This window comes from Microcystis sp. LE19-8.1F, from assembly GCF_027531715.1.
GTDB classification, from domain to species: Bacteria; Cyanobacteriota; Cyanobacteriia; order Cyanobacteriales; family Microcystaceae; genus Microcystis; species Microcystis wesenbergii_A.
In genome coordinates this window covers 30,966-43,797 of the sequence record NZ_JAPZSO010000025.1, presented here as the reverse complement: position 1 = coordinate 43,797, position 12,832 = coordinate 30,966, and the positions used below count along the sequence as shown (strand labels likewise).

General features: G+C 39.2%; 4 protein-coding genes. 1 reads left to right on the top strand and 3 read right to left on the bottom strand.

The window, feature by feature from the left end:
* Positions 1-6: 6 nt before the first annotated feature.
* A complete protein-coding gene (locus O9334_RS03155) occupies positions 7-2,319 on the bottom strand; it encodes a ribonucleoside-diphosphate reductase subunit alpha (RefSeq protein WP_287999288.1) in 2,313 nt (770 codons plus the stop codon).
* A gap of 487 nt (positions 2,320-2,806) precedes the next feature.
* Here O9334_RS03155 and O9334_RS03150 point away from each other — a divergent pair, with 487 nt between their 5' ends.
* Entirely contained in the window at positions 2,807-5,800 is a 2,994-nt protein-coding gene (locus O9334_RS03150; protein WP_190380418.1) for a plasmid replication protein, CyRepA1 family, read from the top strand.
* 25 nt (positions 5,801-5,825) lie between these two features.
* Here O9334_RS03150 and O9334_RS03145 read toward each other — a convergent pair whose 3' ends face one another.
* Positions 5,826-6,317, bottom strand: coding sequence for a GNAT family N-acetyltransferase (locus O9334_RS03145; RefSeq protein ID WP_045361323.1), 492 nt, complete (start codon positions 6,315-6,317; stop codon positions 5,826-5,828).
* A 220-nt stretch (positions 6,318-6,537) separates the two neighbouring features.
* Entirely contained in the window at positions 6,538-12,675 is a 6,138-nt protein-coding gene (locus O9334_RS03140) for a translocation/assembly module TamB domain-containing protein (RefSeq protein ID WP_287999283.1), read from the bottom strand.
* Positions 12,676-12,832 lie beyond the last annotated feature (157 nt).

The window sequence follows — 12,832 nt, the reverse complement described above, 5'->3', positions numbered from 1 at the left end:
TTAGCCTTAATTAGCGCAACTAGAACAACTATCGTCAGACTCTCGAAAATTGTCCTTTTGTACGGTACGGATATAATAAATCGCTTTACACCCCAATTCCCACGCCATAACTAGGGTATCAAAGATGTCTTTTGCTGTGAGACAACGGTTGGGTTCTGCGGGGAAGTAAACCCCTTCATTGAGGTTGAATAATAATTCCATAGAAATCCCCGTATCGATCCATTCTTGCATAGTAGCGATCGCTTTCACCACTTGTTGCTGTTCGAGATTTTTATTCTCTGAATAAAACCAGAAAGCTTCTTCAATAAAAGGTGGTGCGATGGGAACGGTTCCCTTTGCCCATTTATCGTAGAAAAAGCGACTATAAACTGGCAAAACACTAGCGGTACATCCCTGTACCAAACTAGAGGAAGTATTAGGAGCAATGGCGGTAATATGGGAATTACGGATGCCAAATCGTTGAATATCTTCGGCTAATTGTTGCCATCTTTGCGGTTGCACCGCATTATTTAAAAACCATGCCACTGGTTTGGCACCGATTAATTTACCTTGACTCCATTCACTACCCAAGAAAGCTTGATAAGCACCACGTTCTTTGGCTAATTCCATCGAGGAATAGGTACACCAATAGCCAATTTCTTCAAATAAATTACTAATTTCTGACAGGTTATTGTAGGATAATTTCCGTTTAGCTAACCAGTCAGCCAATCCCATCGCCCCTACCCCAATAGTGCGATATTTATCGTTGTGGTTTTTAGCATTATCAAAGGGAGGGTTAGTAATATCGATGGTGTTGTCGAGAATCCTGACAGCGATTTGACAATTAGACTCGATTTCTTCCCCGTCGATGTTGGCTAAATTAAGGCTAACTAAATTACAACAATGGGCAGTTTTATCGGGGGTGACATTTGAGAAGCTCTCCGTGCATAAATTTACACCAGGGATATAGCCATCGTGTTTATTAGGATTAGCGCGATTGATGGTATCTTTGAAGGCAATGTAGGGCATTCCTGTTTCCACTTGGGAACGCATGATACTTTTAAATAAGTCCCGGGCATTGATTTTTTTATAGAGGACAATCTCTTTATCTAAATTAGCCTCTACTAAACGATAAGCCTCTTCAAATTCTTCCCCCCATAGTTCCGCTAATTCTATACCTAATTTAGTGCGAACTTCGTAGGGATCTACTAATGTCCACTCGGCTTTAGTTATCACCCGACGCATGAATTCATCGGTGATAACTAATTGGGGAAAAATATCATAAGCTTTGCGTCTTTGATCACCGTTTTCTGTCTGCATTTCCAGAAATTCTGGCACGTCTAAATGCCAGATGTCAACACCGATAGTTACTGCCCCAGCGCGTCTTCCCCCCTGATTGACTGCAATAGCTGTATCGTTGAGTAATTTAATCCAAGGAATAATCCCACCGGAAGCATTAGCTTTCCCCATTACCCAGCTACCAGTGGCGCGAATTCTACTCACATTCACCCCGACACCGCCACCATTTTTTGAGATGCGGGCAGCATTAGTAATCTCGCCGAAAATGCTTTCTAAACTGTCGTCAATGGAAAGGATAAAACAACTGGTTAGGGAACCTTTGGGAGTGCGTAAATTGGCTAAAATTGGGGTGGCAAGAGAGATTTTTCTTTGGGCAATCGCCTGATAAAATTTCTTCGCCCAGGGGAGTCTATTACCAGGACTTTCCACACTGGCAAGCAGTAGGGAACAGGTTAATAATGCCTCTTGGGGTAACTCATTTTTGAGTAAATAACGGCTAGTGATTAACAATGCCCCGGCGTAGTCATAATCGATATCCCAATCGGGATTAATCCAAGAACCAGCTTCTTTTAATTCTGCCTCAGAATAGATGAGAATTCTTTCGTCGTATAGCCGATTCTTAACTTGAGTTTTGACAGTTTTCTCGTAATTTCCGTACTGATAACCCCGGGCTACTAAGGTATCTTTCCAAAGACTCCAAATATGCAATCTTCCCGCCACATAGCGCCAATCCGGTTCCTCTGGACTACACATTTCTAGGGCGCAATTGATTAAATTATCCTGTATTTCCCTAGTGGTAATCCCATCCCGCAGGCGTGTGGTTAAACCCGCTTCTAAGGCGATTGAATTGACTTTTTTGCCCTCACAAGCCCACTCTACCACCTCGCGAATTTTGCCGATATTTAAGCTTGTGGTGGAACCATCGCGCCGAATCACTCTAATTCCATGGCTGCCCATATTAGCTAAAGGGGTAGAACGAAAGGGTATTACTTCGTTATTTTTGTGAATGGAAACGGCAGTAGTCAAGGGCTTCGATTGCATAATTGGGAAATTGCGGCGTTAAAAAACTTGACAAATTAATCTATTTGTACTAGAGTATTCTATCAGATTTTCTGGGAAAACACAACATCTAGCGTGTTAAATAATCTTATCACTCTATATGTAGTAGAGCGAGGATTATTTTGTTCCCTAAAAACAGTGTTTTGGATGACATTTTCTGGAAAAAATTCTCGATTTTCCTAAAAAAATATAGTTCTTTTGTATGCTTGACAAAAAAAATATTCTTTGATACTAAAAACAGATTGACAAAATATTTTTGATCCGATTCTGCTTAACTGCTGAGGAGGTTGTGGTCAGACTTTATTTGTTCTTAACTTTTCGATAATTTAAGACAAGAGTGGATTAAAAGTCAAATTTCCTCTGAGAACCTCTGAGAGAGTGAATTTTCTCTTTTCGCTATTTAGTGGCTTACCGCTAGAATAATAGGACAAAAACGCTATATATAGCGTCTAGCCAGTAGAGGACAAGGATGAAATATTTAGAAGAATGGCGTGATAGCGGGGTGGATGCGGAGTTAATCGATCTCAATGTCACCAGTTTAGCGGGGTTATCTCCCAGTGAATACCTACTCTACTCCCAAGAATTACCGCGACGCAATGATGGCAGAGTTAGGGATGATATTCTCAAGCGTTATGAACATATCAGTCAAGGCGGTTGGTGGTGTTCAGGAATTGACTTATTAACGGGTAATTATGACCTTTGGGGCTGTTTTAAGCCCGATTTTCCCCGTTTAAGCCTTGATAAGGCTAAACCGATTAAGTACGAACATCCTCCCCAAACCCCTACGGGAGTCTTTGCTTTGCGGGTTCCCCTGAAAATTTGGCAAAGGATAGCCCAGCATATCAGTATTAATATTTTAACTGAAGAAGTGGATAATAAGCAAGAGGATCTCGGTTTTTGGTCCTGGGTAATTAAACATCCAGAGATACCTATTTGTCTTACGGAAGGAGCGAAAAAAGCGGGGGCATTACTAACAGCAGGTTATGCGACAATTGCCTTACCCGGAATTCACAATGGTTATCGTACTCCCAAGGACGAATTAGGTAGAAGAATCGGCAAATCTCATCTAATTCCGCAGCTAGAAAAATTAGCTAATTCAGGACGAAAGATTTATCTAGTTTTTGATCAAGAAACTAAACCAAAGAACCAACAAGCGGTTAATTTAGCTTTACAGAGAATGGGTTATCTATTCAGTCAGGCTAACTGTGAGGTAAAGGTAGTTACTTGGGATGCTGCTGACGGTAAAGGGGTGGATGATTTACTAATCAATCGAGGAGAAGATTACTTCCAACAAGTCTATCAAAAAGCTACCTCTTGGGAAATTTGGAAGGCAGCGAGTTTAAATAGTTTAACTCTCTCACCTCATCTAGAGTTAAATAGCCGTTACTTGCCAGATATTGCTATCCCTACATCAGCGCAGTTAATGGCGATTAAATCGGCTAAAGGTACAGGAAAAACTGAGTTTTTAGCTAAGATAGTTAAACAGGCTATTGCCAATCAACAAAAAGTTTTAGTTATTGGTCATCGAGTCAAACTGGTAGAGGAGCTATGTCAACGCTTTGGTTTAAACTATATCAGCAAAATTAGGGATAATCCTGCGGCACAAATTTACGGTTATGGTTTATGTATTGACTCTCTCCATCCCCAATCACAAGCTAAATTTCAAGCGGAAGATTGGCAAGAAGCTATGATTATTATCGATGAGATCGAACAAGTCCTATGGCATGGGTTAAATGGGGATACTTGTAAAGCTAATCGAGTAGCAATTTTAAAGTCTTTAAAGTCTCTGCTACAAGCTGTGGTCAGCAGTGGGGGAAAAGTCTTAGTTGCTGATGCTAATTTAAGTGATATTTCCCTAGAATATCTAACTTCTTTAGCGGCTATTAAACTAGAACCTTTCTTGATTAGTAACGAGTGGAAACCCAGTTATCAGGAAGCTTGGCGAGTTTATAACTACTCTGATAATACTCCCCAACAGCTAGTTAAGGATTTAGTTAAACATATTAAAGAGGGAGGAAAACCTTTTGTTTGTCTATCAGCACAAAAATTAACCAGCAAATGGGGGACAATTACCCTAGAATCTTATCTAAGAAAGCAATTTCCTCAGAAGAAAATTCTGCGGATAGATTCAGAGTCATTGCCAGATTCTAGTCACGATGCTTATCAAGCAATTGGCAATTTAAATCAGTTGTTGCTTAACTATGATATAGTTCTAGCTAGTCCTGCGATCGAAACGGGAATTAGTATTGATATTCAGCAACACTTTACCTCGGTTTGGTGTTTAGCACAGGGAATTCAAACTCCCACTTCTATCGCTCAATTTTTAGGGAGAATTAGAGAGAATATTCCTCGTTATATTTGGTCAGCAGTGTACGGATTTAATCAGGTGGGTAATGGTTCCACTTCTATCCCCAAACTTCTCACCTCTGGACACCGATTAACGGAGGTTAATATTCGCTTACTACACCAATCAGATTTAGAATCTCTTGAGGATTTAGATACAAATTTTCAAGCGGAATCTCTCCTCTGCTGGGCAAAAATGGCTGTGCGAGTAAATGCTTATATGCTTAATTATCGTCAGTCAATTCTAGGTATTTTACAAGCAGAAGGTCATAGAATTAAAGAACGTAATCAGGAAGAAGAACTAGAAATAACCAATCAGTTAACGGAAGCAATTGAAGAAATTAGGGAACATAATTATCGTTCTGAATGCGAGGCAATTGCCAGCGCTTCTGAGATCACGGAATCAGAATATCGTTGGCTTAAAAAACAGTTAATTAAGTCAGTGAAAGAAAGGCGAATTATCAGGAAATATGACCTATACAAACGCTATGGAATCCCCGTCACACCGCAATTAGTGATTAAAGATGATCAAGGATGGTATCAAGAACTACGCTTACATTACTTTTTGACAATTGGGCGACAATTTTTGTGCGATCGAGATGCTTTAATTGCGCGTAAACTGATAGAATCAGGTCACGGAAGTTTATTTATTCCCGATTTTAATGGTAGTCAATTAGGAGTGATTATCGGGACGTTAGAAGTGTTAGGAATTCCCGTATTATTAGCTAATCCTGAAAGAGAATTAACTAATCATGATGCCGACTTACAAAAAATGGCCGAAATCGCCATTAAAAACCGCAACGAGATTAAAACTATCACCAAGATTAATCTCTCTAATACTTCCCGTCCTCTGACGATTATTCGTAATTGTTTGAACTTGTTAGGTTATGAATTAACCAGCAAGGGCAGCCAGAGAATTGCTAAAAAATCTCTAAAAGTTTATCAGATTGTTGCCCCTCAGGATGGTAGAGAACAAGTGTTTCAACAATGGTTATTTAGAGATGAAAAATGTGCGGGAAGTTCTGAGATTTGGTATGAGGACTATCTCTTTTCTCTCACCCAGAAACCATCTCTAGGCGAATCAGAAAATGCTTATATTCAATTAAGTCTAGAATTATAGTCTAGCTATGGGGAAAATTGCCTATTTAAGCGACTTTTTTCCCTAAAATGACCACATCAGCCAGAAAATCCTCTAGAGCGGCAATTTGGGGTAAATAACCCCATCGTTGAAAGCCGAATTTTTCAAAGAGACGAATACTGGCTTGATTGTGGGCAAAAATAATACAGATAAGATTAGATATACCCAATTTTGGACAGCGCTCCAAGGCATATTCTACTAATAATTTACCGATTCCACGACCTTGATAATCGGGGGCAATATATAAACTAACCTCTGCCGTTTTTTGGTAAGCGACACGACCATAAAACATCTGTAAACTCAGCCAACCCACCACCCGACCTTCGATCACTATTACCCAGATGGGATACTGTTCAGGAGCGTGTTTTTTAAACCATTCTCGCCGACTTTCGAGGGAAATAGGCTTTAAATCTGCGGTTGCCTTGCGAGTGGGAACAGCAGCATTATAAATCTCGATAATTGTTGGTAAATCTGTTTCTTTAGCCTCGCGAATAATCATGGAAGGTCAAGTAAAAAGTAATAAAAGACTATTTCTTATTTCCTACAGCGTTTCTGATCAAGATGAAGTGTAACCTGATAGGGCATCGTTTCCTGTCTCCCATCCCCCCAAAACAAAAATCTCATACCTCACCATTAAGATAACTGCTAGATCTAGCTAGAGGATTTCTCCTGGTAATTAAGTATAACCCGATTTTGCCGCTTTATCCAGCCATCTTGCTTTAAAATTGAGTTTGATAGCGGACGGTAAACTCATTCAAATTGTAATCGTAGGAAAAGCGGATAAAAGACTGGGAATTAACTCGATAGACGGTTTCCAAATTGGGAAGAATATTAAAATCCGTTGCCCCGATCACATTACTAACCGCATTCTCCACATCATACACGACTCCTTGGGCTAAGAGGGGAATTGCCAACTGAACCACTCCAAACTGAATCAATTGTTCCGTATTTTTCCCCTGTAAACCATTAAAAACTGACAGCAATTGTTCCCCCAAAAGTCGAACTATTTCCCCTTGGCTGCGGGGGGGAGTGCTGGTTAATTTAACTAGGGGAGTGTTAAGCAATCCCTCATCTTCACCACTAGCAAAAGCCACTGCTTGTAGACAATTAGCAGCTTTTTGTAATTCTGCATTTGTATAGTTTTCCTCTAGGGGAAAAGGTGGACTATCAGGACGAATTTGGCACACTTCATTGATATTACCACCTAAATTTGGTAGCAAGCGGTTTAATTCACCTTCAACGCTGAGGGTGACATCGATCCGTTGAATGCGATTGAGGCTATCATCGGGAATTTCATTACTAGGAAAATCCCCCCCCGGACGGGAGATAGCAAAATCGCGAGATTGAGAAAATTCGCTGAGAATTGTTCGCAGTTGAATATCAACAAAGGGATTTAAAAGTCCCAACCCGCGACTAGAATCGAAAACAATAACATTTTGATTGCGTCGGTTAAGAAGAAAACGAGTATCGATGTAACTAACCCGTCCTCGATCGAGATTAATCACTCCATTGGTTTGTAATTTCTCCAGTGGAGTGAGCGAACCGTTCAAGGTTAAAGCACCACTAAAATCAAATTGATACAAAGGTTCTTGTTCGATGGATAATCCCGCTAAAGACACTTGGAAATTATTTAAAACTGGAGTAATATTTGTCGTCTGAGGAATGTTGAGAGGCTGCAGCCAGCGACTCACTGGTTTATCCGTTTCTTGATTAATTTCTGGGGTGCGAGGAAGAAAAACTTTACCCCTCGAAAGACGCACATTCCCCCCGATAATTGGTTGCTGAATTGTTCCCGTTACCATGGCATTCCCAGCAATTAATCCCCGATAAAGACCATTAATTGCTATATCTCCCTCTTGAATATTAACTGTTAAGGGATTAGGATTATTTTTGATGGCTTGAAAGAAAGGTAAAACTCCCACCACAGAAATTTGTCTATCAGCGATCGAGCCTTGTAATTCCTCTACTGTTAAGTTTTCAGGGGTTAACCCAATGCGGCCATTTACGGTTAAAATCTCTGGAAAAGCAACACTGCGGATAGCGGCATTATCGAGAGTAACTATACCATTTGCTTCTAAATCTTTGATTTTTAAGCCCTCTTTTACATCTAATCTTCCCGTCGCTGAAAGAACTACCTCTCCCTCACCGTTAACCCATTCGATGGCGTTTTGACTGATAGCTTCAATTAATTTGATTGCATCGGTTCCTAATTTTGCTTGGATTTTTAATTGATCATTACCCGGTAAGGGAGGATAGGGAATGCTGGCATAGATTTGGATTGATTCGGAGGAGGTTGTCCGCAAATCAAAACGATACTGATTATAGGTAAATAAACCAATTATATCTTGATTAATATTTTGGGCATTAATTGCACCATCAATAAAGGCAAAGTTACCCTGAATACGAGGATTTAATAAGGTTCCTGCAATTTGTCCTTGAGTTTTTAGACTACCGGATACATCCAAGGGAAACTGGACGAAATTTCTCAAGAGATCGAGAGAAATATTTTCCACGGCAAAAGTTCCCTCTACTTTGTTTAAGGAAAAATCACCCGCTAAAAATACGGAAGAATCTCGTGATTTTAATCTAATCGGTTCTATCCTGAGCAACTGACGATTTAAGTTAAGATTAATTGTTACTTCATCAATCGGAATTAATTGGGTATCGGTGGTGACAATTCCCAGAGGGTTAACAATATTTACTGTCGGTCTTTGGGGTCGCCATTCCCATCTATTGCCCTGAAATTGTACGCTAAGATCGGGATTTTTTAAAGTACCAGTTAAGGCTATATTTGCTTGATAACGGCCGCGAAAATCTAGTTCGGAAGGTATGCCGACTACCCCTCTTTCCCCTGCTAATTGCTGGATTATTTCTTCAATTTTTGCCCGCAAATTTACCTGTTGTGCTAGGGAAGCTTCGGGATTACCTACTCCTAGGGGACTAAGTTGAATAGCTGGGTTATTCTCTGAGGAGAAAAGGGTGATTAAACTGGTTAAATCATAGATACTAGCAACTGATAATAAATCTTGAATATAACCTTGATCTACCCTCAGTTTAGCTTCTATTGCTTGGGTTTGCCAATTAAATAAACCTTGCAGATTATATTGACTTGCACCCGCTTGTAAACTACCTTCTTGCAGTTGAACTATAGAATCCCGATAAACCAAATTTGCCGTTAATTTTTCCCCGATTAAGTTACCTAAACTAGGTCGATTAATCTCTAGTTGTCCCTGTCCCTGTAAGTTAAATAAATTGATGTCTAGATTAGCATTCACTTGTCCAGCAATAATCCCCGGAATATTGTAGGCTGCCGTGGGAGATATTTTCAGGATTTCTAGGGGAAAATCGGCAATCTGAACATTTAAATTTTCTCCGCTTCGTTTAGCTGTTGCTAGAAAAGGAGTTTTATTTCCAAAAGCTTGGCGAATATTTATCCCTAAGGGAAGATAGGGCAGCAGACAATTATTTTGTTGACAAGGATCGAAAGTTAGGTCAATAATGTCCTGATTTCCCCGCAGATTTAAACTAATATTTTGACCGATTCCTGCTTGCATACTTCCTTTTAAGATAGGTTCAAAGGGTCGATCATTAATGCTAAAGTTAGCTAAATTTATATCTCCTTTGATTTGTATATTTCCCACTTTTTGCCAAGCAGTTAAGAGATTTTTTCCTGTGATTTGTCCTTGAAATTTTCCGATCCCTGTCAGTGTCGATTCTCTGGGTTTTAGGTTAGAATCAATCGGTAAAAGCGATATAATCTGAGTTAGCGGTACAGCAGCAAGGTCGGTTTTTGCCTGTAGATTTAAGTTAACCTCAGCGATATCGGGTTGACTGATAAGATTAGCTAAAAGAATATTTCCTCGCACATCAAAGCTATTTTCTCCCCACTGTGCCGAGAGATTATTAACCTGAATTGGTGTTACTCCCTGCCAAATTTCTTCAATGTTTCCCGCTAAATTAGCTCTAAAATCTAAGTTAGGAATCGAGATTGATTTTATTCCTGGCAATTGCCCTAGTACGGCAGTGGGATCGAGATTAGCGGCAATAATATCACTTTGCCAGAAGTTATTATTCAGTTGTGCCTTAGCTTTAATTTCTCCTTTGGCTACATTAATACGAGAGTTAAAAACTGCTTTGATACTGCTTAAGTTAAGTTGTTTTTCTAGCAGGGAGTCGAAAATAGTTTGGGCATTTCCTGTTGCTTGAAACCTGGTTTGGGAAATATTCAAAGGTATGGGAATATTAGTCTGAAAATTCTCTAAGCTACCGAGAATATTAAAAATCCCGTTGTTTAATTGAATAGCAGTATTAATCGGATTATTATCTACTAATAAGCGAGTATCTACCCTAGCATTGACGGTGGAAAAATTAGGGATTTTTCCCGCTAACAATTCCTTGATTGCACCAGTGAAATTGACTTGGGTTTTTCCTAGACTAACAGGAATATTTATATTGGGTAAAAACGGATTTAAGTTAATGCCATCTGTATTAACTATACCGCTTAAAATACCTTGTTCCAGTTGGGTTGTCGTTCTTAGGGATTGATTATTGACAAATAACTGTATATCTCCCTCTCCGCGCCAAGTTTGTAAATCCGTTAAAGTACCGCTAATCAGAGAATTTATCCTGCCAGCAAAGTTAATTTTTGCCCTGCCTAAACTGACGGGAATCGTTAAATTTTCTGTAAAATTATTGAGACTAATCCCACTGGTATTAACTGTACCTGTCATCAAACCTCGATTCAGTTTTGCTGTGGCAATTAAAGGATTATTATCTACTAATAACTCCAGATTTCCTTGACCTTGCCAACTGCTGAAAATATTATTTTTATTATTCAGTAATTCCCCTAAATAACCTTGTAAATTAATCTGCGATCGCAGTAATTTAACCTGAGTTGGTAAGTTAGGCAATAGGGAATTAATCGGCAATCCCGCTAGGACAGCTTTAGCCTGAAGATTTCCCTGCAATACTTGACTATTGACTAAAATTGTGCCTTGTTTACTGCTAATTCCTAAGTTAGCAACTGCGTTTAAAGTATTAACATTAAGTTGGTCAATTTTGCCACTAACCTGAATATTCGCTGTCTCTAAATTTAAGGGTTCTAAGGTTTTTAGGTAGGGGCAAATACTATCTACATATTGACAAACGATAGGCACAAAAGGAGTCAATAAAAAGTTATTACCCGTGATTTTTGCCTGGACTAATTTGCTAGTAAAATCACCATTCCCATTAACCTGTAGTCTGCCGCCATTTGTTTTAATGACCGTATCGGTTAAATTTATTTTGTTGCCTCCTAAAAATACTTTGCCCTCCCCGGCAACATTAATTAATCCTGACCGATTAACCCCAGGTATTTGCCAATTAATTAATAATTGAGGCAGTCCTAAACTACCTCTAGCTTTAATATTAGCTTGCAGATCGTTTATATTAATTTTAGCGGGAATTGTTGCGAATTGAGATATAATTTTTTTTGTGGGAAAATGCGCTTGTAAATTTAAATTAATCGGCATTTTTGTCCCGTCAAGAGGTTGATTTTTTTGCAGGGATTGCAGAATATTTAACTGCAATTTTCCTTCCCCTTTAATTTCTCCACCTGCGACGGGTTTAATTTGAATTTTATCTAAATTAAGACTATTGAGATTTGTTTGAAAATTACTGGTTATTGATTGAATAGGAATTTGCTCAAAAATAATCGGTTTGCTGTTGCTAACGGTTCCTTTAATTAGAGGTTGATCTAGTTTTCCCGTCACTTGAAAAGTAGAGCGTGCTTCTCCCCGTAAATCTAGAGGTGATTGCAGATAAATAATTCTTAAAAGCTGTTGTAAATCCACCGATTCTAGAGCGACATTGAGATGATAACCAGTTTGCCAATTTACTTCTCCTTTCACCTCAGTTTTAATCTTGCCAATACTTGCGATCGCCTGTTCAACTAATACTTTATCTCCCTGTAAATTTAACTTAGTTGTCAACTTAATTGGATACTGAAAAGGTTGGAATTTTCCCGCTACTTCCGTCACCTGAAAATTGCCATTACCTTGACTTTGATTTAGCTTTGCCCAACTGGGAATATTGAGAGCAATATTAGCATTTACTTGTCCTTGATTTAATTGAAAATTGCTCCCAGGAATTAAAGTTAATAGTTCACTTAAGTTTAAACGATCAATCTGAAGATTAGTTAGGCTTTCACCCGTTTTTAACGCTGTTTCTCCTTTAATTTTTACTTGACTTTTGAGGATTTCTGCGCTGAGATCGTAGGTGAGAGGTTGCTTTTGATGATCAATAAATCTTCCTTGACCATCGGCCTTAATTTCTATGGGTTTTTTCAGGGCATAGGGTTGGATAGTAATAGCTGCCTTCTCCACCTGAAAACCCAGATTTAACTTAATGGGTGCCTCCCGATCTAAGTTACTAGCTATTTTTTCTAAATTATCGAGCCATTGACCATTTTTATCCTGATCGAGATAAATACTGGGATTAATTAACTTGACATCAATCGGCAGCGGCAGGCCTAAAAGTAAGGGCAGCGGATTTAATCCCAATTCGATCGCATCAATAGATAAACTATCGGCAGAATTGGCCGTAGCTGGAATTTCCGATTTACCGATACGAATGCGATTAAAATAAAAACCCTCTATCTTACCTACCCTGACGGGTCTGTGTAGCATTTCACTGAAGATATTATCTAAAATTGGGGTGAGACGTTCATAAACTAAATAACGAGTCGTAAAATAGCCAAGGGAGGTAATTCCTAGGAGAGTAATTCCCCCGACAATTAAAGTAGAAGGCCGGCGGACAAATCGACCGAGACTCAGAAAAAGATTAGGACGAGGAGAAGGATCGCCAGGGGAGTTACTCATAATTGTTTACCTCACACACACCAAAGAAAGGGCAATGGCTCACTAGAGCTAATGAACTATGATAATTCACCGCAGCACTGATAGCCCTCAATCGATTAATTGCAATTTTTTAGGCGATTATTGGGCTTAAATCCTGTGAGGAATTCAAGGGATGCGG